General features: G+C 47.4%; 18 protein-coding genes. 14 read left to right on the top strand and 4 right to left on the bottom strand.

The features are described from left to right. Window positions 1-445 precede the first annotated feature (445 nt). The 9 genes from NLZ44_RS06930 to NLZ44_RS06970 all read left to right on the top strand — a co-directional run bounded on the left by NLZ44_RS06930 (window position 446) and on the right by NLZ44_RS06970 (window position 9,710). Entirely contained in the window at window positions 446-2,707 is a 2,262-nt protein-coding gene (locus NLZ44_RS06930; protein WP_493752283.1) for a phosphodiester glycosidase family protein, read from the top strand. A gap of 222 nt (window positions 2,708-2,929) precedes the next feature. Further along, window positions 2,930-3,340: a phosphomannose isomerase type II C-terminal cupin domain gene (locus NLZ44_RS06935; RefSeq protein ID WP_111891928.1), complete on the top strand. Its 411-nt coding sequence runs from the start codon at window positions 2,930-2,932 to the stop codon at window positions 3,338-3,340. A gap of 149 nt (window positions 3,341-3,489) precedes the next feature. After that, window positions 3,490-3,819: a HesB/IscA family protein gene (locus NLZ44_RS06940; RefSeq protein WP_493752284.1), complete on the top strand. Its 330-nt coding sequence runs from the start codon at window positions 3,490-3,492 to the stop codon at window positions 3,817-3,819. A 204-nt stretch (window positions 3,820-4,023) separates the two neighbouring features. Further along, window positions 4,024-4,398 carry a 30S ribosomal protein S12 gene (gene rpsL, locus NLZ44_RS06945; RefSeq protein ID WP_006619092.1) on the top strand — a complete coding sequence of 125 codons (375 nt, stop codon included), beginning with the start codon at window positions 4,024-4,026 and terminating at the stop codon, window positions 4,396-4,398. Between the two features lie 124 nt (window positions 4,399-4,522). Beyond that, window positions 4,523-4,993 (top strand): 30S ribosomal protein S7, encoded by a 471-nt coding sequence (gene rpsG / locus NLZ44_RS06950; protein ID WP_006623904.1) that lies wholly within the window; start codon window positions 4,523-4,525, stop codon window positions 4,991-4,993. Window positions 4,994-5,062: 69 nt separating this feature from the next. Next, the gene (gene fusA, locus NLZ44_RS06955) at window positions 5,063-7,156 is read left to right on the top strand and encodes an elongation factor G (RefSeq protein ID WP_493752285.1); all 2,094 of its coding nucleotides are present in this window, start codon (window positions 5,063-5,065) and stop codon (window positions 7,154-7,156) included. Window positions 7,157-7,279: 123 nt separating this feature from the next. Further along, on the top strand, window positions 7,280-8,509 hold the full coding sequence (gene tuf, locus NLZ44_RS06960) for an elongation factor Tu (protein WP_493752286.1): 1,230 nt from the start codon (window positions 7,280-7,282) through the stop codon (window positions 8,507-8,509). Between the two features lie 136 nt (window positions 8,510-8,645). Beyond that, window positions 8,646-8,963: a 30S ribosomal protein S10 gene (gene rpsJ, locus NLZ44_RS06965; RefSeq protein ID WP_006619096.1), complete on the top strand. Its 318-nt coding sequence runs from the start codon at window positions 8,646-8,648 to the stop codon at window positions 8,961-8,963. A gap of 105 nt (window positions 8,964-9,068) precedes the next feature. Beyond that, window positions 9,069-9,710, top strand: coding sequence for an LON peptidase substrate-binding domain-containing protein (locus NLZ44_RS06970; protein WP_493752287.1), 642 nt, complete (start codon window positions 9,069-9,071; stop codon window positions 9,708-9,710). A gap of 336 nt (window positions 9,711-10,046) precedes the next feature. Here NLZ44_RS06970 and pheA read toward each other — a convergent pair whose 3' ends face one another. Next, window positions 10,047-10,901: a prephenate dehydratase gene (pheA, locus tag NLZ44_RS06975; RefSeq protein ID WP_493752288.1), complete on the bottom strand. Its 855-nt coding sequence runs from the start codon at window positions 10,899-10,901 to the stop codon at window positions 10,047-10,049. A gap of 336 nt (window positions 10,902-11,237) precedes the next feature. Here pheA and NLZ44_RS06980 point away from each other — a divergent pair, with 336 nt between their 5' ends. Next, on the top strand, window positions 11,238-11,855 hold the full coding sequence (locus NLZ44_RS06980; protein WP_493752289.1) for a DUF1997 domain-containing protein: 618 nt from the start codon (window positions 11,238-11,240) through the stop codon (window positions 11,853-11,855). 115 nt (window positions 11,856-11,970) lie between these two features. Here NLZ44_RS06980 and NLZ44_RS06985 read toward each other — a convergent pair whose 3' ends face one another. The 3 genes from NLZ44_RS06985 to NLZ44_RS06995 all read right to left on the bottom strand — a co-directional run bounded on the left by NLZ44_RS06985 (window position 11,971) and on the right by NLZ44_RS06995 (window position 18,847). Continuing rightward, entirely contained in the window at window positions 11,971-12,639 is a 669-nt protein-coding gene (locus tag NLZ44_RS06985) for a ribonuclease HII (RefSeq protein WP_493752290.1), read from the bottom strand. After that, complete coding sequence (gene rne / locus NLZ44_RS06990; protein ID WP_493752291.1) at window positions 12,636-14,882, bottom strand: ribonuclease E; 2,247 nt, start codon at window positions 14,880-14,882, stop codon at window positions 12,636-12,638. The genes NLZ44_RS06985 and rne overlap by 4 nt, the downstream gene beginning before the upstream one ends. A gap of 1,238 nt (window positions 14,883-16,120) precedes the next feature. Then, complete coding sequence (locus tag NLZ44_RS06995) at window positions 16,121-18,847, bottom strand: TIGR03960 family B12-binding radical SAM protein (RefSeq protein ID WP_493752292.1); 2,727 nt, start codon at window positions 18,845-18,847, stop codon at window positions 16,121-16,123. A 534-nt stretch (window positions 18,848-19,381) separates the two neighbouring features. On the opposite strand from NLZ44_RS06995, the gene NLZ44_RS07000 reads away from it, so the two are divergent. The 4 genes from NLZ44_RS07000 (at window position 19,382) to NLZ44_RS07015 (ending at window position 22,489) form a co-directional block, all read left to right on the top strand. After that, window positions 19,382-19,576: a hypothetical protein gene (locus NLZ44_RS07000; protein WP_493752293.1), complete on the top strand. Its 195-nt coding sequence runs from the start codon at window positions 19,382-19,384 to the stop codon at window positions 19,574-19,576. Between the two features lie 242 nt (window positions 19,577-19,818). Next, on the top strand, window positions 19,819-20,991 hold the full coding sequence (locus tag NLZ44_RS07005; protein ID WP_493752294.1) for an LL-diaminopimelate aminotransferase: 1,173 nt from the start codon (window positions 19,819-19,821) through the stop codon (window positions 20,989-20,991). Between the two features lie 142 nt (window positions 20,992-21,133). Continuing rightward, the gene (locus NLZ44_RS07010) at window positions 21,134-21,280 is read left to right on the top strand and encodes a hypothetical protein (RefSeq protein ID WP_493752295.1); all 147 of its coding nucleotides are present in this window, start codon (window positions 21,134-21,136) and stop codon (window positions 21,278-21,280) included. A 180-nt stretch (window positions 21,281-21,460) separates the two neighbouring features. Continuing rightward, a complete protein-coding gene (locus NLZ44_RS07015) occupies window positions 21,461-22,489 on the top strand; it encodes an AraC family transcriptional regulator (RefSeq protein WP_493752296.1) in 1,029 nt (342 codons plus the stop codon). Window positions 22,490-22,672: the final 183 nt, after the last annotated feature.

Below are 22,672 nucleotides of genomic sequence, written 5' to 3' on the forward strand. Positions count from 1 at the left end.
ATTATGTAGCCAAGATTCGCAGGGTGCGTCACATCCGACCGGCTACGAGAAACACCAACCAAAAGCGTTATTGTGACGCACTCCGTGTTGATTTACTCCGAAATTTTCGCATCGAGGGGCGGGTTCTTACGCGCGACTCTATTTCCACGCCCATTGTTTGTGAACCCGCCTGTACCCTATTCCAAGCTATAGCTCATAATTACCTAGGATACACGCGATTTTTGGTCTTGACTCCCAAAAGTTTAAATCTGATTACATTTTGATTTCATGTTTAACTCATCCCGATTTTCTGTAAATTTGGCTGCTTTTTTCTGGTTGTTGTCCTCTCCCGCCCTTAGCACTCCCACTGGGGGGGTCGGCGGGGGTGTGGCATTAGCGGCTGGGGTATACCATTGTATCAAAACCTATTCAATCAGGAACCGAGATTGCCATCAACGGAAAAAATTTGCCAGTTAATTGGCTAGAGTGGCAAGATTCTCGCATACCAGACCGCCTTGCTATTGGTATTAGCGATTTGGGCTTAATGCACTCCATGGGAGTCGAACTCCTTGATACCGATAACCACCAACAACAGCCCATTAGTTGGTTTGCATTTTCCCATAACGTGCCTACACAATATCAATCTGGCTACCGATACCTAGATATTAGCGAACTGGCAGCCAGGGAAAATTGGCAAATTCAGATCCAGGGAAACCGTCTCGAAATTGTCACCCCCCCTAGCACTATTGAATCAGTGCAGGCTGATTTCATTGAAGATAATATCTGTCTTCCCGTGGCGGGTGCTTGTAGGGGCGGGTGCAACATATCCCACGGGAAAAATCAGCCAACTCCCCACACCCGCCCCTCGGATCCGGTGTTGAGCGGGGCTGATTTCGGCATCCCCCCTTACACAGTCGCCCTAGCTTCTTTGGGGGAAACGACTGGTGACAGAACCGCCGGACGGGTTCAAGAATTATCTGACCTCCCCACCACAACACTCGTCAACCCGCCAGGACGCAACTCGGAAAATTTCTGTCGCCGTTTTGTCGTTAGACTCACCAACCCAGCATCTTGGCAAACTCCTAGTATCATCGGGCGCAGCATATCTCCCCAAAACCTCGATATATCTGATCTTCCCCCCCCTCTGCAAGAGTTACTTAAACCACCGTCCCCACAACCAGAACCAGAACCTGAGCCAACAGAGGTAACCAACTTAGAAGATGAAGGGGATAGGCAACCTTCACCCCCACCACCCCAGGAATTACCGCCTTTGGTATGGTGGTCAATTCCCTTGGAGGCTACATCGCCTCACCTCTCCAATAGTAGCGGCTCGCGCCAGCTACTCGGTTCCGTAATTTTACCTGGTAATAATATCCAATCTCTCACCCCCTCCGAGAGTTCATCAGATCTCTGGACAAATTTAATGGGGTTATGGGTAGATTCCCAGAACCAGCAGACTCGCCTGATTTTCAGCACTCCCACCGGGTGGCAGCCTGTGATCACCTCTAGTGCCGTGCTACCGGAAATTAACATCGAAATTCGCCCCGATTTTTGGCGCGATCGCAATATCGTTTGGGCTGAGGGACTGCGCTGGCAACAAAAATATATCGATCTTAATAGCCACCAGAGGCTATTTACACCCCCACCCTCAAACTCTACTGGCCGCGAGTCGGCTAGGTTCCCAGTCGTTTGGTTAGAAATAGACTTAAATAACCAGGGAATTTCCCTACAACCGATTCTTAGCCGACAAGGATCTCGCTCCGGTGTCAGTCCCTTGGTTCATGTCGCTAGTAGCACCAGAGCCGCCGCTGCCATCAATGGCGGATTTTTCAATCGCAATAATCAATATCCCCTGGGAGCCATCAGACATCAAAATCGCTGGCTCTCTGGCCCGATTCTCAACCGGGGGGCGATCGCTTGGACAGACCAAAACCAATTTTTGATCGCGCGCCTCGAACTTTCACAAACCTTGTTCCCCGACCGTCGTGAACCTATCCCCCTCGCGCGCCTCAATAGTGCCTTTATTCAACGGGGACTATCTCGCTATACTTCTGACTGGGGAAGCACCTATAGCCCTTTTACTCCCAGAGAAATTGCTATCACTGTTCAAGGCGAAACCATTATTAGTTACCAAGTCCTCGACTCCATTAACTTTTCCGCCGTCCCTATTCCCGACGATGGCTATTTACTAATTCTGCGAAATGAACCCGAAATAGCTTTAGCCCTCGGCATAGATCAAACCCAGTGTATCGGGTTGGTTTGTCCCCCTAGCACCCAGACAGAACACCAACCCCTACCCGTGCAACTGGTTGATGAAACTAATCCGCCCGATTTTGCTGAATATCCCCATATTCTGGGGGCTGGTCCTCTGTTACTCCGGGGCAACCAAGTAGTCCTAGATGCTAGGGCCGAAAACTTTAGTGATGCTTTTAATACTCAAAGGGCTATCCGCAGTGCCGTCGGTCTGAAAACTAACACCAGAGGGCGATCGGGCAGCGACTCCCCAGGAGTATCGCTTTTATTAGTCGTAGTCCATCCTCGTCTTGGTGGTCCTGGACCCTCTCTGGCTGAATTAGCAGAGTTAATGAAACAGTTGGGGGCTACTGATGCTCTCAATTTGGACGGTGGTAGTTCCACTGGTCTCTATTTAGGTGGGTATCTACTCGATCGCCCTCCTCAAACCGCCGCCCCTATTCACAATGCCCTGGGTGTGTTCTTATCCCCTTAAAAACTATGACTTGTATGTAAAGCTATGGGTGGCTACCGTAAAGTTTTGATAAAATTTGGTAGCTATCACCGCATTCTGAGGCAAACCGGGTGACATCTTCCCTAATCTGTTTGCTATGGTGGTTTGTAGGAATCAAGGCTCAATGTACAGGCTCGAACCTCGAGCATCTAAAACCCTGAGCTAGTGCCAAATTTATCCTAAATGTTTCAAGGACAGATTGCTATGGTAGCCATCAAAGAAAATCCTCAAGTTGCACCCCCACTCACCACCACCATTCCCCAATTGCCTTCAGCCACTGAGTTGCGGCCTTGGGGTTCTTTTACCGTATTAGAAGAAGGACCTGGCTACAAAATTAAACGCATTGAGGTAAACCCAGGCCATCGCCTTAGCTTACAAATGCACCATCATCGCAGTGAACACTGGATTGTGGTTTCCGGTACTGCTAAAGTTACCTGTGGCGATCGTGAAGAGGTACTATTTTCTAATCAATCGACTTATGTGCCTCAATGTACAACCCACCGCCTGGAAAATCCCGGCGTGATACCTCTGGTTTTGATTGAGGTTCAGAATGGAGAGTATTTAGGGGAAGATGACATTGTTCGTTTTCAGGATGACTACTCCCGCAGCCGCTAACCTCCAGGAATTCCTCATTCTATCAGTGTTGATTGCCTGAATTGACTTAATGTATTTGTGTAGTTGTCTCCTGTAGCTGTATAATTACGGCTTGACCAAAAATCAAGGGTGCTTATGGTCGAGCCTCAGTTATCGGTTATCTCTGAAGTATGATTCATCTAACCCAATCTGCCACTAATGAAGTTTTACGCCAACAGTCTAGGAAGAATGACTCCAACCTATTGTTTCGACTAGGAGTTAAGTCTGGGGGGTGTTGTGATTGGGTTTATACCTTCAGTTTGGAAGCATCAGCCACAACCAACGATGGTGTTTATCAGTGTGGTTCGATTAAGATAGTGATTGATAGCCACAGCGCTCCCTACCTGGAGGGATTGACCCTAGACTATTCAGAGGATCTCATGGGGGGAGGCTTCCGGTTCGATAATCCTAATGCAGCCAAGACCTGTAGTTGTGGTCACTCTTTTGTCCGCAAGTCCTGATATTAGGGAGTTGCGTCCGATTCGCTTCCGTATTTCCAAAAAAAGTTTGCCAAAAGCAGTTAGATCGTTTAAAATAAAGTTTTGGGTATCAGAATCTAACTTATAGATAGAAAGGAAAATCCCATCCCCAAATCGGGGAGGGCTATTTCAGTGGAGATACCGCAACCCCTAAAATTGACGAATTCATAGATTATGTCGTAACTCATGCCCACTATACAGCAACTAATTCGTTCTGCACGAGAAAAGACTGATAAAAAAACCAAGTCTCCAGCCCTGAAAAGTTGTCCGCAACGTCGTGGGGTTTGTACTCGTGTTTATACTACAACACCTAAAAAACCGAATTCAGCACTTCGCAAAGTAGCAAGGGTGCGCCTGACTTCAGGATTTGAAGTGACAGCATATATACCGGGTATTGGTCATAACTTACAAGAACACTCTGTGGTAATGATTAGAGGCGGTCGGGTGAAAGACTTACCAGGCGTTCGATATCACATAATTCGTGGGACATTGGACACAGCCGGGGTCAAAGATCGTCGTAATGGTCGTTCTAAATACGGAGCCAAACGCCCGAAGGCTTAGGACCGGAGTATGAATTAACCCAAATTTTGGCAGCCTAATTTTAGGGGCGGGTCTGGTTGACATGGGTTATTGTAAGTATTGCTGGCCCGGCATGAACTTGAGATTGTGTTGAAGGAAAATTAGTATGTCTCGTCGTAGAGTTGTTCAAAAACGTCCGGTTCCTCCTGATTCTAGGTATAACAGTCGCTTAGTGAGCATGATGGTGCGTCGCATCATGAGACACGGCAAAAAATCTGTGGCTCACAACATTGTTTATGATGCTTTGGCGACCATTGAGGAACGGACAGGCTCTGATCCGCTAGAACTGTTTGAAAAAGCCGTGAGAAATGCGACTCCTTTGGTAGAAGTTAAGGCTCGCCGGGTGGGAGGAGCGACTTATCAAGTTCCCATGGAAGTGCGTTCCGAAAGGGGAACCACCTTAGCTTTGCGCTGGTTGATTCACTTTTCGAGGACTCGTTCAGGGCGATCGATGGCTAGTAGACTAGCATCAGAACTGATGGATGCAGCCAATGAAACCGGGAGTGCAGTTCGGAAGCGGGAAGAAACGCACCGGATGGCAGAAGCCAACAAAGCCTTCGCCCATTATCGGTATTAGAATATTGGATTAGCAGTCAGTTCCAGAAACGTATAAAATCTTAATAAAGGTTTAAAAAAGGAGGTAGCTGTGGCACGTACCATCCCGCTTGAGAGAGTACGTAATATCGGCATCGCAGCCCATATCGATGCGGGCAAGACAACCACTACGGAGAGGATTCTATTCTATTCGGGTGTGGTTCACAAAATGGGCGAGGTTCATGAAGGAACTGCTGTAACGGACTGGATGGCTCAAGAGCGGGAGCGTGGTATTACCATCACGGCTGCCGCCATTAGTACCAGTTGGCTAGATCATCGCATTAACATCATTGATACTCCTGGTCACGTTGACTTCACCATTGAAGTAGAACGGTCTATGCGGGTTCTTGATGGGGTGATTGCAGTTTTCTGTTCTGTCGGTGGCGTACAGCCTCAGTCAGAAACGGTTTGGCGGCAGGCTGAACGCTATCAGGTTCCCCGAATTGCATTCATTAATAAAATGGATCGCACCGGGGCGGACTTTTTTAAGGTCTATGGTCAAATCCGCGATCGCTTGCGAGCTAATGCAGTACCGATCCAGGTTCCCGTAGGTCGTGAGAGTGACTTTCACGGCTTGGTAGATATAGTCGCGATGAAGACTTATCTATACACCAATGACCTGGGAACTGATATCCAAATCAGTGATGAGATTCCAGAGGAAGTCCAAGATGTGGTGGCCGAGTATCGGGAAAAACTCCTAGAAGCTGTAGCCGAAACGGATGAGGCTTTGATGGAGAAATATCTCGAGCATTTGGAAGGTGGGGAAGCTCTCACAGAAGAAGAAATTCGTCATAGCTTACGTCAGGGGACAATTAAAGGTTTGATTGTTCCGGTAATTTGTGGTTCTTCTTTCAAAAACCGAGGGGTTCAAAGGCTTCTGGATGCTGTGGTAGACTATCTTCCGGCTCCCACAGAAGTGCCTCCCATCAAAGGGATATTACCCGACGGTGAAGAGGAGGTTCGCTATGCGGATGATGATGCACCGCTATCAGCTTTAGCGTTCAAAGTGATGGCTGATCCTTATGGACGTTTAACTTTTGTGCGGGTCTATTCCGGTGTTCTCCAGAAAGGAAGTTACATCTACAATGCCACTAAGAACAAGAAAGAGCGGATTTCTCGCTTGATCGTTCTCAAGTCTGATGAACGCATTGAGGTAGAAGAACTCCGAGCGGGGGACTTGGGAGCTGCTTTAGGTCTCAAGGATACCCTGACTGGGGATACAATCTGTGATGAAGCTAACCCGATTATCCTCGAATCTTTATATATCCCAGAGCCGGTGATTTCGGTGGCGGTCGAACCCAAAACCAAACAGGATATGGAGAAACTCTCCAAGGCTTTGCAATCGTTATCTGAGGAAGATCCGACTTTCCGGGTATCAATTGACTCGGAGACTAACCAAACGGTAATTGCTGGAATGGGTGAACTACACCTGGAAATTCTGGTAGACCGGATGTTACGAGAGTTTAAGGTGGAAGCTAACATTGGTGCTCCCCAGGTGGCTTACCGTGAAACTATCCGTAAGTCAGTTCGCACGGAAGGAAAGTTCATCCGACAGAGTGGTGGTAAGGGTCAGTATGGCCACGTTGTGATCGAATTGGAACCGGGTGAGCCGGGAAGTGGATTTGAATTTGTCTCCAAGATTGTTGGGGGTTCTGTTCCCAGGGAATATATTAATCCGGCGGAACAGGGGATGAAGGAAGCCTGCGAATCCGGTGTGATTGCTGGTTATCCGCTCATCGATGTCAAAGCCACCCTGGTGGATGGTTCCTACCATGACGTTGATTCCTCGGAAATGGCCTTTAAGATTGCCGGTTCCATGGCGATTAAAAATGGTGTCACCAAAGCCTCACCTGTGCTGTTGGAGCCGATGATGAAGGTTGAGGTGGAAGTTCCCGAGGATTTCATTGGGAATGTCATCGGGGATCTAAACTCCCGCCGTGGTCAAATTGAGGGTCAGGAAACTGATCAGACACAATCCATTGCCAAGGTAGTGGCTAAGGTTCCTCTGGCGACTATGTTTGGCTATGCTACGGATATCCGCTCGAAAACTCAAGGCCGGGGGGTCTTCTCGATGGAGTTTAGCCATTATGAAGAGGTGCCTCGGAGTGTGGCAGAAACTATCATTGCGAAGAGCAAAGGTAACTAGAGATTAGGATGGTTGCGCGATCGCGATGGTGGTGGTTTTCTTCCCCGCTCCACCGGCGCGCGCACCAACTATCCGATCTCCAACTTGATCATTGATTACTAGAAGAACAAACGAAACAATAATATGGCACGCGCAAAATTTGAACGGAACAAACCTCACGTTAACATTGGTACGATCGGTCACGTTGACCACGGTAAAACAACGCTGACTGCTGCTATTACCATGACATTAGCTGCCTCTGGTGGAGCTAAAGCTCGTAAGTATGATGACATTGATGCGGCTCCTGAAGAAAAGCAGCGGGGTATTACCATCAATACCGCTCACGTTGAGTATGAAACTGAACAACGCCACTATGCTCACGTTGACTGTCCGGGACACGCTGACTATGTGAAAAATATGATCACTGGTGCTGCCCAAATGGATGGTGCAATTCTGGTGGTTTCAGCGGCTGATGGTCCTATGCCTCAAACCCGTGAACATATCCTGCTGGCGAAACAGGTAGGGGTTCCTAGTATCGTGGTTTTCCTGAACAAAGCCGATATGGTAGATGATGAGGAACTACTGGAACTGGTGGAATTGGAAGTTCGCGAACTGCTAAGTTCATACGATTTCCCCGGTGATGATATTCCCATTGTTTCTGGTTCTGCTTTGAAAGCATTGGACTTTTTGACTGAAAACCCGAAAACTGCTCGCGGTGAGAATGATTGGGTTGACAAGATTCATGCTCTGATGGATGAAGTGGATGCTTATATCCCCACTCCTGAGCGCGCTATCGATAAGCCTTTCTTGATGGCTGTGGAAGATGTTTTCTCGATTACTGGTCGGGGTACGGTATCTACAGGCCGGATCGAACGCGGTAAAGTCAAGGTGGGTGAAACTGTTGAACTGATTGGAATTAAGGATACCCGCACCACTACTGTAACTGGGGCGGAAATGTTCCAGAAAACTCTTGAGGAAGGGATGGCAGGAGATAACGTCGGTCTACTCCTGCGGGGTATTCAGAAAAATGATGTTCAACGGGGTATGGTAATTGCTAAACCCGGATCAATTACTCCTCACACTAAGTTTGAGGCGGAAGTTTATATCCTCAAGAAAGAAGAAGGCGGACGGCACACTCCTTTCTTTAAAGGTTATCGTCCTCAGTTCTATGTACGGACTACTGATGTAACCGGGACTATTGATGAGTTTACTGCTGATGATGGCAGCACTCCAGAAATGGTTATCCCTGGTGACCGGATTAATATGACTGTACAACTGATCTGCCCGATCGCTATTGAGCAAGGGATGCGTTTCGCTATCCGTGAGGGTGGTCGTACTGTTGGTGCCGGTGTAGTTGCTAAGATTCTGGCTTAGAACTAGAATCCGATCGCTAGATTCTGAACTGATCAATTAAGTGGCAGGAAAGTGCTCCGAGTTGAGGACACTTTTCTGCTCTCTCTAACCTTGCTTATTTAATTCAACTGAACCTCGAAAACTAAACAATTAGACCATGGCTACCATTCAGCAGCAAAAAATTCGCATCCGTCTTAAAGCCTTCGATCGCCGTTTACTTGATACCTCCTGCGAGAAGATCGTCGATACGGCTAACCGCACCGGAGCTACGGCCCTCGGCCCGATTCCTTTACCGACTAAAAGACGTATTTACTGTGTCCTACGTTCTCCCCACGTTGATAAGGATTCACGAGAACATTTTGAAACCCGGACTCACCGCCGCATTATTGATATTTATCAACCTTCCTCAAAAACAATTGATGCTCTCATGAAACTCGATTTACCCGCAGGGGTGGATATTGAGGTGAAATTGTAGGGTCACTAGGGGCGATCGCTCTTCAATATATTCGGTGATCGAAACAGGGGTCGTCCGAAATCGGCTAAAGTATAAAGAAAGAAGCGCACACTGTACTAAGGGACAATGGCATCATCTTCCTCTCTTGCTGTTCGAGAACTTCCCCTGTTTCCGCTACCGGAAGTGGTTCTGTTTCCACATCGACCCCTACCTTTACATATTTTCGAGTTCCGTTATCGAATTATGATGAACACTATCCTAGATGGCGATCGTCGCTTTGGGGTGTTGATGTTCGATCCTACTCAAGGACAAGTGGCTTCGGTAGGCTGCTGTGCTGAGGTCATTCAGTATCAGCGTTTACCTGATGATCGCATGAAAATTGTGACCTTGGGACAACAACGATTTCGCGTCCTCGAAGCTGTCCGGGAAAAGCCTTATCTGGTTGGTTTGGTGGAATGGATCGAAGATGAGCCACCAACTACCGATCTTAGACCTTTGGCTAAGGATGTGGCTAATTTACTGCGAGATGTGGTTCATCTTTCCAGTAAGTTAATGGATCAGCCCATCGAATTACCCGATGATATTCCTGATTTACCCACAGAGTTATCCTACTGGGTTGCTAGTAACCTCTATGGGGTGGCATCGGAACAACAGATGCTTTTAGAAATGCAGGATACTGTAGCTCGTTTGGAAAGGGAAGCTGAAATTCTGACTTCAACTCGCAATCATTTAGCTGCTAGAACTGTGTTAAAGGATGCCCTAAATTAGGGCAGTAGTTAACAGACCAAGCCTGCCTCATGAGACAAGGCAGCCCTTGTCTCTACGGCGGCGGGATTTTTTCGTTAATATTCTGCGCCTGGGCTTATTTATCCAGATTAAATGTTGAAAAAAAAATCAACACTCCTCGCGCCCAGCCTCACCAGGAAAAGGGGCTTGACTTAGTGAGCGAGTTGGGGTAGCATATTTATATAATGGGAATCTGTGCTTAAAAATTATTTTGGTCAAGCCTCCCATTATCAGGAATTACCTCCCAGCTTACCATAATTTCCCGCCACCTGTCAACCCCTCCACGGGCGGCGCAATTAATTTTTGTTGAAAAAAAAATCAACATGGGGATTGTGGTTGATGGTTAAGAATGCTATAACTGCCAAAAATTTTGAGAGTTTCGGTGTGAGTTTTGAGTTCTTGCAAAGCCGATCGCACGGATTGATGATCAGTGTTAGCCTCAATATCAATAAAGAACAAATAATCGCCAAGCGATCGCTTAGTAGGACGGGACTCAATGCGACTTAGATTAATATTGCGTTGGGCAAAAATCTGTAATGGTTTAACCAAAGCACCAGGAACATTAGCGGGAACACTAAAAGCTAAGGAAGTATAATTACCCCCAGGCCAAGGCTGTAAACTGACGACCCAGAATCGGGTACAATTGTCAGGATAATCATTAATTGGATGAGCCAAAATAGGTAACTGATAAAGTTCAGCAGCGCGTCCAGATGCGATCGCAGCGGTAGTAGTTTCCTGCAAATATTGGAGTGCTTCTGTAGTGGAATTAGTAGGGATAGCCTGAACATTAGGGAGAAATTTTTCGAGCCATCCCTGACACTGAGCCAAGGCTTGTGGGTGTGAGTAGACAGTTTTAATGTCTGCTAATTCCTGAGCGTTAGATAATAAAGCGTGGGAAATAGGCAAAACCAGACCCTGTTGAATCCGAATTATATCTAGTTTCCAGATAGCATCAAGGGTAATAGTAACACTACCCTCAATAGAATTTTCGACGGGAACGACTCCGAGAGCGACATCACCGTTAGCGACGGCTTGTAGAGTTTGGGTGATACTAGGATAAGGACATAGTAAAGGTCTATGTCCTGTAGTTTGGGTTAGATAGTCGGCATAAACCAGAGTCGCCGCCTCAGCATAAGTACCTGGGGGGCCCAAATGAGCAATAGAGACAGTCATTTTAACCACTAATCAATTAAATTTAGGTTGGTATGGTGTGAGGTTTGGGGGAGTGTGAACAGGGGTCGAAGGCGGTCTATCTAGTTGAACTTGGCTTACTTAGGACCAGTGGGGTAGGGATAAATGAACTCCCCGGAATTGAGGTTGTTGTAATTCTTTACAAGGTTCTCATCAATATGATGGTTATGATGGAAAGACTAAACACCAAAACCCCAATCTAAGAATAATCTAAGAATAATCTAAGACTACTTGAGGACTTGGGGTGATGGCAGTCACATTAAAAAAAGTTAATTTTTGTTAATATAGGTTAACAAGTGTTGATTTATACCGTCTCCCATGCTTAATAGATTTACAGCTTCCCAATCGGTGGAAATTGCGGTAGGTGAGCAAAGTATTCCGATCCAGCACTATTTACGTCAGCCCCAACGTTTGGTGAACGCCTTAGTTGATCCAAATAGGCTACAGAGATTGGAGGCGGACTGCTTTCGCTTAAAAATGCGTCCCCTGTCATTTATGATGCTGACCATTCAACCGACAGTAGATATGAAAGTATCAGCTTTGGCGAATGGAACGGTAAGGTTGCGATCGCGGGGTTGTGAAATTCGGGGTATTGAATACATTAACCAGAGGTTTTCGCTGAACCTATATGGCAGATTAGCGCCGTACAAAATCAATGGTATCACCTATCTGATGGGTCAAGCGGATCTTGAGGTACAGGTGGAGGTCCCCTACCCGTTGTCGCTAACTCCTAAACCGATAATTGAAGCCACTGGAAACGGTTTGCTTAAAAGCGTTTTATTAACGATAAAACAGCGATTAATGCACAATTTATTATCGGACTATGAGCGATGGACTTGTGAGGTACAGGAGCAAGAAATTGCCACCCAACCCAATAGTCAAGTGGTTGTCGGGGGGAGTTCCGCAGTCAGTCATGATTCTCACCAGCCCACTTAGTTAACCCGCCCCCGCCTTAACGGTAGGGGGTTGTAGGGTGCGTGAGATTTGTATGATGGCATGGCCAACCCGGAAACTAGGGACTGCGGGGCAGGCGGGTGGGTGCGTCACTGAGTTAACCCGCCCCCGACTCGAAATATTGACGGACGGGAGCAAAGGAGAAACGATGGTGAAAACAAGGACCATAAGATTGTAAGGCTTGTTTATGTTGTTTAGTGCCGTATCCCTTGTGTTGAGCGAAACCATATTGTGGGTAAGTGCGATCTAAGCGGGTCATAAGTTCATCACGCCATACCTTAGCGACAATACTAGAGGCGGCGATGACAATACAATGGCTATCCCCTTTAACGATCGCCTGTTGAGGGATAGACAGATTGGGGATAAGTCTGTTCCCATCAACCAAACAAAATTGTGGTGGCGGGTGCAATTTAAGAACCGATCGCCGCATAGCGAGTTGGGTAGCTTGTAAAATATTTAGGCGGTCTATTTCCCGTGCCGAAGCCCAACCAATTTGACAAGCGATCGCCTTAGATCTAATTAAAGTAGATAAACTGAGGCGATCGTTGTGGGTCAATTTTTTACTATCTTTAACCCCAGCCGCAGCCAGTTCTAAGATAGTTGTTTCTGACAGTTGTACAGCCGCCGCCACCACCGGGCCAAACCAAGCACCTCTTCCCACCTCATCTATACCAGCCACAGCAGTCCAGGACAGTTGTTCAAAGGGGTAATTTTCCCCCTGAATAAACAGGGGGAGGGAGTTGATAGGTAATCGAGGGATACTCACTCAGAGACCGCCGAAGAACGGCGACGGCGGCGGCGAATAACGGGTGTATTTTCAGCGGATGGCTCTAGTTCCAAGTTATCGGAATCTTCCGAGACATAAATATAATCAGAATCTTCGAGTTCATCATTAGGATCTGGTAGTTCGCTGGTTTCTGTGAAATCGGGACCCTCGTCGTGCAGTTCACCAGATGCTGTCATTTCTGGGGACTCTTGAGAATCGTCAGTGGTATCTTCTACATCATCAGAAACCAGGTTTTGGTCATCTTCAGTCTGGAGATTTTCAGTGGGAGGGACAGGTGCGACATTAGGAATTGGGATAGTCGAGGCAGACGAGAGGGTGGTGTCAGTTTCCTCCTCCAAAATAGTAGCCAGAGGTAAAGGCGCATCACCTGGTAAACGAACTGTTACGATCGCATTTCTAGCATTTTTCACTGACTGATTAGAGAGTACCAAGGGAGAAATCCCCATGAGGGCATAAACATCTTGTTCATCCCCGGTCATTTCCACCGCCACCACTTCTGGAGGTTCTGGGATAGCCTTGATAGAATCAGACTTAACCGACTTAGGAAATCGTTCAGTAAGTTCTTGGCGATCGTTCAAGAGAACATCGGTATTAGCTTCCGTCCTAGTCGTGTCATTGTAGGTATTGGCGGAGTTAACGCGGAGGTTAGAACGATTTCCTTCTTCCTCGCGAACTAAAGGTTCAAGATCACCAATACGGCGGCGGCGGCGGCGGCGGATATTGCTACTACCGCCAATGTCTTGATAACTGGGATGATTAAGCAACTCCAACTCTGGGAAATTACCTGCTGTATCAGTTACATCCGCAACCATTTCCGAATCATCGCGCGTACCAGGGTAGGCGGACGATGCAGAAGAGACAGGCTGAACTCGGCGAGTGTTGTCTACGGCTGCTGTGCGAGTTCCCGTATCAAAACCAGGGGCATTAGATAATGCTTTCGGGCCAACCATGAATCGTTCAGAGGCTTCAGCCGTACCTATGCGTTCTTCTCCGGGGAGGTGAATCAGATGTCCCAAGCCGTTACAAGTGGGACAACTGCGGCCAAACAACTCATAAATATTTTGTCCTTGGCGTTTTCTGGTCAACTCGACCAAACCCAACTCAGACAATTGAGCAATTTGTGGTCTAGACTTATCTGCTTTCAAGACCTTATTAAAGTGTTCAAGGACTTGTAGCTGATCTCGGCGGGAGTCCATATCAATAAAGTCAACAATAATCACCCCAGCGATATTGCGTAGGCGCAGTTGACGGGCGATTTCGGTAGCCGCTTCACAGTTAGTCCAGAGGACAGTTTCCCTAGAAGTTGCCGAGCGGGTAAAGGAACCGGAGTTAACATCAATAACAGTCAAGGCTTCTGTTGGTTCAATGATAATGTATCCTCCAGAGGGCAAATCTACTCTGGGGCGTAGTGCTTCTCGAATAGCAGCATTAACCCGGAAATATTCAAGGATAGGGATACGTTCTCGGTGGTGGTCAATCAAGACTCCTTGAGGAGTTTTACCAACACTCCAATTGACTAAATGCTGTTTAACTCGTTTAATGCCATCAGCGGAATCTACAACAATGCGATTAACTTCGGTGCTATACATATCTCTTAGCACCCGTTGAATAAAATCATTATCTCGATTCAGCAGTGCGGGAGGTCGGGTAGAGGTAGCCTCTTGTTGGATTTCTTCCCACTGTTTTTGTAAGGCTTCTAAATCTTCCAAAATGGCATCTTCTGCCATACCTTCGGCTTCAGTTCGGACTAATAAACCCATACCAGAGGGTTTAATTAAAATAGCCAAGGCTCTAAGGCGATTGCGTTCTGTCTCAAGGCGGATACGGCGAGACAGATTTACACCTCGGCCAAATGGCATTAAGACGAGATAGCGTCCTGGTAGGGTAATATTGCCTGTTAATCTTGGTCCTTTGGTGCCGGTGGGTTCTTTCATCACTTGGACTAGAACCTTTTGTTGAGGCATCAATAGTTCGGTAATGGAACCGGACGATCGCTTTAATCTTAGCGGTCCCAAATCGGAAACATGAATAAACCCGTTGCGTTCGGGGTCGCCAATATTGACAAAAGCCGCGTCTATTCCGGGCAGGACATTTTCAACAATTCCTAAATAAATATCACTAACTTGTTGGTTTCCGGTTGCCACCACAAGTTCTTGAATCTCGTCTTCAGAAAAAACTGCAGCGATCCTATGCTGCTCTGCAATAATAATTTGCTTGGACATTTAATTTCCTCAAAACTTTGCAACACTTGACCGAGTAGGCGGCTCTGCGTGAGCTTGATATTGTGGTGGCTAGAGCGATGAGAGAGCGTGCCGTGTGCCCAATAACCATCTGTGTGCGCGGGGCGAATGGACTCACACTAGCAGCCCTTGTCAGCAGACTTTGCTCCCGGCGGGAAATTTTGGTCTTATTCATATCACCATTTATCGAAACCTGTGTCTTCGGTGACACAAAGGCGGGTGAGTTCGTTGTTTGGCGTAGGGCGGGTGCAGAAAGTTGGCCGGTTTTTCATAAGGCAGACCTAGCACCCTGGGGGCGGGTGCAGAAAGTTGGCTGGTTTCTCTAATGGCGGATATAGCATCCTGGGGGCGGGTGCAGAAAGTTGGCCGGTTTTTCATAAGGCAGACCTAGCACCCTGGGGGCGGGTGCAGAAAGTTGGCTGGTTTCTCTAATGGCGGATATAGCATCCTGGGGGCGGGTGCAGAAAGTTGGCCGGTTTTTCTAATGGCGGATATAACATCCTGGGGGCGGGTGCAGAAAGTTGCCTGGTTTTTCTAATGGCGGATATAACATCCTGGGGGCGGGTGCAGAAAGTTGCCTGGTTTTTCTAATGGCGGATATAGCACCCGCCCCTACCGCGACAGGTTGGCTGGTGTTTCCCCCGTCGCGTGTCCCGCAGCACAAAGCCTGCTTCGGTTGGTGCGTCACATCAGAAAGCTTTTCGTGTTTATGCCAATTATCGGGATGCGGTCCACCCTACCGGGCTGGTTTCCCCGAAAGCATATCCCGTGCGGGGTACCTCGCGCACCCCCCCTACAGGTTTTCAAAAAAGGTCTTCCTAAGAAACTGGGTTTTTTTGCTTGTGTTTCTCATGGCGGCGCTAGCACCCGCCTACTTTTTTCCCGCAGCGGCGTGGTCTGACATACCCGCCCCTACCTGTTTTCTTGTCCGATTTTCACGAACCAATTTTGGTGATCATCTTCCGTCAGCCCAACCCAAGTCCTGCAATAATGATTTTAAGTCTGATTCCAGAACTGTAGCGGGCGATTCGGCATCATTCCACCAGAGCCCCCTCACGGTTAACCCGACAGGGTTAGCAGGAGTGATCATAGAGGAAGGAGGAAGATGGATAAATCTGGGCGCTTATATCCAACGCTTACCACTTGAAACAGGCCAAGCCTGACTCTACCTTGGTTATAACCCTCAACCCGATCGCCTAAATTAGGCTTAGGTCTTAGGGTTAATCAGGTTTTGTACAGATTAGATCATTATACCCCAAATCAGCCGCACCTGTAACCTCGGCGCGTAGCGCTAGATGTTCTCGGTGGATGGAAATTAGTTGCAATTCCTGGCCGCTAACTTGTTCTAGCATATAAACCACTTGTTCAGGTCGCACTTGAGTTCCATCATTGCGACAGGTTCCCAAATAACGCAATAGGGTAGCGTTTTGGGGTGGTTGGTCTAATTCCCATAGTGGAATTTTGACTGTTTCTTTCGCGATCGCCTCTAGTTGTAATAACTGCTCACGCAGGTTAATAATTCTGATTCTACCCGATTTGGTAGTTTTTTCCCACAAGATTTCTGAACTGTTGAGTACAGCCTGCACCCAACTTGCCCAATGATTCGGGGTAATAGTCTCATCTGTGGCTTGTAAATGGATGATATAGGTAGCGTGTTCTATGGTTTCGGCGATCGCCGGCGAGTTAACGTCCACTTCTGCGACCCGATAAATGGGTAAGTTGTCGGGGAGAGAGGCGGATAGTTCCTGTTGAAAGGTTTGTAGTTCCATAGTCTCCGCCAGGTCAAAATCCGCGATTTCCCCGGTGCTAGTGGTCCCTAAAGGCAGTGCATTGGCGGGGGATATACGGGGGCCTGGATGATAGCCTCCCGTGAAGGATATGGGCAATTCTGCGCGTCTGACAGCCCGATCAAACACTTTCATCAGGTCAAGATGTCCGACTAATGCCATGTCTCCCAATTTGCCAAACCAGACTCGCACCCGTTGGACTCGTTGGGAAGGCGGGACAAAATGACCGACAAATTCGGGAATGGGTGGGGGTGTAAATACTAGGTTATGGCCTAATTCTGGACCACATACCCCACAATGGGAACAGGCGGCGAAGGAACAGTCGGGAACTGTGGCCGCTTCGATCGCCTTTTGTAGGTCTTGTTTCAGCCAGTTTTTGTCTATTCCGGTGTTGATATGGTCCCAAGGTAGAGGTTGGTCTAGTAGTTGTTCACGGTGGCTGTGGTCCTGGCTGTCCTCGGCGATCGCGTTTTCCATGAGGTTCCATTCCCCCGCTTCTACTTGCCGATATTTCCAGCCTAACCCCGACTCCTCTATGGCTTGGGTCCAGGCGGCGAAGGCACGATCTAGGCTTTCCCACCAGGCATCCATTCCGGCCCCTAGTTCCCAAGCTCGTTGGACTACTGGCCCTAGTCGGCGATCGCCTCTACCGATAAAGTCTTCCATAGCCGAGATCCGCACGTCGGTAAAGTTGGCTTTAACCCCTTTGAGGCGGTGAAATTCAGCTTTTAGCAATTGCTGTTTGCGTTGAAATTCTGTAGTTGATACGCTGTGCCACTGAAAGGGTGTATGGGGTTTGGGGGTAAAATTAGAAATGGTCAGGTTAATGCTGAGGGGTCGGCGGCGGTGTCCCTGACATTGGCGCTGCAACCAGCGGACGGTTTCGGCGATACCCAGGACATCAGTATCCGTTTCTCCCGGCAAGCCGATCATAAAGTATAGTTTGATTTTATCCCAACCTTGTTCGTAGGCGGTTTTTACTCCTCGTAACAATTCCTCATTGGTTAGTCCCTTATTGATGACATCCCGCATTCTTTGGGTCCCTGCTTCTGGTGCAAAGGTCAGGCTACTGGTGCGGGTCCCGCCAATGATGTTGGCAATGTTTTCGTCAAAGCGATCGACTCGTTGACTGGGTAGGGATAGGGATACGTTACTGTCACGCAGACGGTTTTTGATTTCCATTCCCACTGCGGGTAATGATAGGTAGTCTGAACAGCTTAGGGATAATAGGGAAAATTCATTATATCCCGTTGCTTTCATCCCTTTGGCGATCGCCTCTACCACCGCTTCCGGTTCCACGTCTCTAGCCGGACGGGTTAACATTCCCGGTTGACAGAAACGACAGCCACGGGTGCAGCCTCGTCTCACTTCTATCGCTAGGCGATCGTGAACTGTTTGCACCAATGGAACCATTGTAATCGAATAGGCAGGCATCGGGGCTGCCACCCGGCGGAGAATCGTTGTGGGGACTTCTGGATGGTTGGGATGGATTGACCCATCCCCTGCCATATCATAGAATTGGGGAACGTATACCCCTGGCACTTGGGCTAGGTCTAACAGCAGTTGTTCCCGGGTTAACCCTGCCGCTTTCCCTTCTTCTATCACTAAACCTATTTCCGGGAGGAGTTCCTCTCCGTCCCCTAGGGCGATAAAATCGAAAAAGTCCGCGTAGGGTTCCGGGTTCGATGTCGCCGTTTGACCTCCCGCGAAGATTAGCGGTATTTCTCCTAGGGGGGTTTGTCCATCCCGATTCTGCCTTTGTTTCCAGGTTAGGGGAATTTGGGCAAGATCCAGCATTTCTAGAATGTTCGTGGCCCCTAGTTCGTAGCTGAGGCTAAACCCCAGAATGTCAAATTCCCTCAGAGGACGGCGGGACTCTACCGCAAATAACGGGGTTTGCGTCTCTCGCAGTTTTGTGATCAGATCCGCCGCCGGTAAATAGGCGCGATCGCATAATTGTCGGGGCTGCGTATTGATGATATTATAGAGGATTATATGCCCCAGGTTCGAGGCTCCTACCTCATAGATTTCTGGATACGTGAGAGACCAGCGCACTGCCGCTGATTCCCAGGGTTTGTGTTTCGCCCCTAATTCATTACCTAAATATCGCGCTGGTTGGTTGATTTCTGGTGTGATTAATTCTTTGACTGAAACTGCCACTTTCTACCTCTTCTGATTCTTAATCGGCAATCTTTACTTATACGTTTTGATGATGTTGGGCTGAGAAATGACGCATATACCACCATTATACATCATCGGTGCAATTCTGGTAAATTAAATTTTCCTGATTCACTACAGGACTTCCTGGCTGCCTATTTCCTGGGTTTTGGGGCTGATAATTAGTTGATAGATATCCAGATTTTTTGAATTAAAATATCGTCGATATTTTCTATGTTTGGGGTGGCTGGCCATATTTGATGGGGCAGGTGCTATATTACCGGTGGCACAAAGATTAAGTTTTTGTTAACTTATTCCTAGGCGCTGAACTTGTCATGAGACCATAAGAAGTGTATAAAACAACACAGATAAAAACTGTTTGATTGTCTCATAATATAGCAGCATCTTAATTTCTGCTATCACCAACCCCCAAGGGCCAGGCTGGGTGATTTAGATCACATATTTAGGAGATATAAATCACCAGCCAGACTGTTTATTGGTTGGAGAATTAACATAAGTTGAGTTACTTGACTACTCATGTCAGCCACCAATGGAATTCGACAACTGGTATCTAAAGCACTTTACTTTAGATGTCTCACCCCCGAAATCGAAAACGGGATTAACTATGAACTGACTCGACTGGGTTATATTTCCGATGTGGATTATGAAGCCTTAGAATTACTGATGGACGAAATGGATGCCGGACGTATTCGCTTAGTACCTAGTCCCTAGGTTCGGAACCTAACACAGTTAATCAACCTGGGTCACCTTGAACCCGAAACTGTTGCATTTAATTTAGAGTTGTTGTTGCTGCCGATTTTCTTTTGGCAATAATTTAACTAAAAAGCCTGTAATTGAGGCGATAACAGGGTTGACATCGCCGTTCATTTACTGCTGTTCATGGCTGGGTTGTAAGAGTTTTCTGGTATAATTTTCTGGCTTATACCTAATGAACCAACCCCCTGTGAGTGATAATGCAGTTTGCTAAACGTTTAGAAAAAATCCCCCCCTACCTGTTTGCTGAAATTGACCGGAGACGCATAGAACTGGTTGCTCAAGGGGTAGATATAATTAATATTGGAGTGGGTGATCCTGACCAGCCCACTTTGGATCATATCAGGGTGGCTATGCACGATGCCATTGAAGACCCCTCCAACCACAACTATCCGCCCTATCGGGGTATGATAGAATACCGGGAGGCGGCGATCGCTTGGATGTCTCGTCGCTTTGGGGTGAATGGCTTAAACCCAGAAACCGAGATCATCTCCTCTGTGGGTTCTAAGGAAGCTATCCACAACACAGCCTTAGCTTTTGTGGAAGCTGGGGATATTGTCTTAATCCCCGATCCTGGGTATCCAGTGTATCGCACTTCTACCCTCTTCGCCGGGGGAGAGCCTTACTATGTTCCCCTACAGCCGGAAAATGGCTTTTTACCCGATTTACAAGCAATTCCAGAGGAGATAGCTAGGCGGGCTAAATTATTTTGGGTAAACTACCCGAACAATCCCACCGGGGCGATCGCCACCTTACAAGACTTTAGCACCATGGTAGATTTTTGTCAAAAGTTCGACATTCTACTATGCCATGATAACGCCTATTCCGAGGTTTGTTATGAAGGTTATCGAGCGCCCAGTGTCCTAGAGGTTCCCGGTGCCAAAGATATTGCTATTGAGTTTCATAGCCTGTCTAAATCCTATAATATGACCGGGTGGCGCATTGGGTTTGTCGTCGGTAATCAAATCGGGATTAAGGGATTAAGCCAAGTTAAAACTAATGTGGATTCTGGTGTATTTAAAGCTATTCAAAAAGCCGCGATCGCTGCTTATTTAACCCCAGAGTCAGACCGTCAAAAGCTGAATGATATTTATCAACATCGCCGCGATTTAGTCATTTCAGGATTGCGTTCTCTCGGTTGGAAAATTGAACCCCCCAAAGCCACATTATATATTTGGGTCCCGGTTCCCAGCAATTACACTTCCACAGAATTTGCCAAATTGCTATTAGAGAAATGCGGCGTGATTGTCCCCCCTGGTAACGGTTATGGCGCGGCGGGAGAAGGTTTTATCCGCATTGCTTTAACTAACAAAGAAAGCCGCATTCAAGAAGCCATAGACAGAATGCGAAATGCGGGGATAACTTATCAGTAAAATCACTCCTTAGTTACACCACCCAAAACCCTCTCGACAGAGGGAAGGTTGATTATAGCAGTTCCCGGACTCATGAGGTACGTTTCCAAGCCCCTCTCTCTTTCTGGGAGAGGGGTTTGGGGTGAGGGCCGTACCTTAGGAGATGAGAAACGCTATAATATTCTCCTGGGGAGGTGAGGAAGTAGCCGAAACCCCCCCAGTCCCCCTAAAGGTGGTGGAAGGAGTCTCAGAAACTGCCCCAATTACAGATAGTTCCAGGAGAATGCCCGAATATATCAAGGATAACTAAAAAACTGATATATATGCCCGCACATTTTCCCATGCTTCTAGTATATGTCAAATCATGGGAGTTTGTCAAGAGGAAAGATAGAATTATCCGGCAGAAATTTTGGTAGGATGAAGGCACATTTAACCGTTGTATCATCAATTATTGGGTGTTACAACTAATCCCCATATATTGAACCCGATTATGGTCAACCGTATAGATCTGTATAACCCCATGTGTGCTGAGTACAACGTTCGCCGAGCCTTGGCGCTAGACTCTCAGAGTGAAGTATTACCCACCTGGATAGAGGGGTTTCATTTAGGAGAAGGAGTATTTCGCATCGAACATCGAGAAGTAGCTTTTCCGGGGATAGAAATAGCGCATTTCTTCACGGAAAATCTGTTTAGCGATCGCCATGTAATTCCCGAAGGAGAAACCCATTTTGCCCTCGGCTTGTATCCCCATCATCCCATATTGTCTTGGATGGGCTATACAGACCCCATTGGTAATACGATCGCCGTTCATCGCAGCCAGATCGAATATACATCAGGTTTTCCCCCCGGTTGGCATGGTTTATATATTTGTTTTAATGATGAACTCCTAGCCAACCTGGACCTATTACCAGAGAAATTTTGGGAAAATAGCCAGGACCCGAATCAAGCAGTTTTGACCGTCCACCCCATTAGGTTTGCCAACTTCACCAGATTTATGCAGCAGTGGTTTCCTACCGCTGAATGTCTGTATCATCGAGGTCTTTTGACTCCCCAGGAAGCCGCACTGTTGCGAGAAAAATTTTTGTGTCAGTTTCGGGAATTATTAGACCATACCTTTGAACAGCGTGGCGATCGCCAAATTTTCAAACCCACTCGACGGTATTGGATCTTTGCCACAGTCCAGGCCATGATCGACAGTAATTTAGCCAAAAACTTCACCAATGAGGAGTTATGTCAACAGCTTGGCATTTCCCCCAGAGCCATGCAATACGCCTTCAAAGAAATTACCGGCGTAGGGGTACAGCAATATATTCGCGCCCGCAAACTGAACGCCGTCCGGGAACAACTTTGCGGACGTAGTGCAGACCCAAGCACCATTTATGCGATCGCCAGCGCCCACGGCTTCTCCCACATGGGCAGATTTTCCGAACAATTCTATCGTTGCTTCGGGGAATATCCCTCAACCTTGAAAAAGTTGCACAAATCGGATATAAAAATGAGAAAAAGTATGATATCTTAGTTAAAGACGCGATATTTATATCGCTATATCGCCAATAGTTAGAGCTTTCAATAACATTGTTAGCTTGCTTCAGGGTCTAGTCAAAAGCACTCCTAAACTACCCCTACCACTAGGGATAGTTTGGGAATGCTTGAAAAGTGCTTCATCCCTCGCCTATCCTCGTGTTACGGGAGTCTCGGTTGC

It is taken from the genome of Arthrospira sp. PCC 9901 (genome assembly GCF_059013425.1).

Bases quoted from the DNA above. Each gene is read 5' to 3' on its own strand.
- NLZ44_RS06940 (WP_493752284.1), top strand. From the start codon at position 3,490: ATGATTCATCTAACCCAATCTGCCACTAATGAAGTTTTACGCCAACAG.
- rpsL (WP_006619092.1), top strand. From the start codon at position 4,024: ATGCCCACTATACAGCAACTAATTCGTTCTGCACGAGAAAAGACTGAT.
- NLZ44_RS06970 (WP_493752287.1), top strand. From the start codon at position 9,069: ATGGCATCATCTTCCTCTCTTGCTGTTCGAGAACTTCCCCTGTTTCCG.
- NLZ44_RS07005 (WP_493752294.1), top strand. From the start codon at position 19,819: ATGCAGTTTGCTAAACGTTTAGAAAAAATCCCCCCCTACCTGTTTGCT.
- NLZ44_RS07000 (WP_493752293.1), top strand. From the start codon at position 19,382: ATGTCAGCCACCAATGGAATTCGACAACTGGTATCTAAAGCACTTTAC.
- rne (WP_493752291.1), bottom strand. From the start codon at position 14,882: ATGTCCAAGCAAATTATTATTGCAGAGCAGCATAGGATCGCTGCAGTT.
- pheA (WP_493752288.1), bottom strand. From the start codon at position 10,901: ATGACTGTCTCTATTGCTCATTTGGGCCCCCCAGGTACTTATGCTGAG.
- tuf (WP_493752286.1), top strand. From the start codon at position 7,280: ATGGCACGCGCAAAATTTGAACGGAACAAACCTCACGTTAACATTGGT.
- NLZ44_RS06935 (WP_111891928.1), top strand. From the start codon at position 2,930: ATGGTAGCCATCAAAGAAAATCCTCAAGTTGCACCCCCACTCACCACC.
- NLZ44_RS06980 (WP_493752289.1), top strand. From the start codon at position 11,238: ATGCTTAATAGATTTACAGCTTCCCAATCGGTGGAAATTGCGGTAGGT.
- rpsG (WP_006623904.1), top strand. From the start codon at position 4,523: ATGTCTCGTCGTAGAGTTGTTCAAAAACGTCCGGTTCCTCCTGATTCT.
- NLZ44_RS07015 (WP_493752296.1), top strand. From the start codon at position 21,461: ATGGTCAACCGTATAGATCTGTATAACCCCATGTGTGCTGAGTACAAC.
- rpsJ (WP_006619096.1), top strand. From the start codon at position 8,646: ATGGCTACCATTCAGCAGCAAAAAATTCGCATCCGTCTTAAAGCCTTC.
- NLZ44_RS07010 (WP_493752295.1), top strand. From the start codon at position 21,134: ATGAGAAACGCTATAATATTCTCCTGGGGAGGTGAGGAAGTAGCCGAA.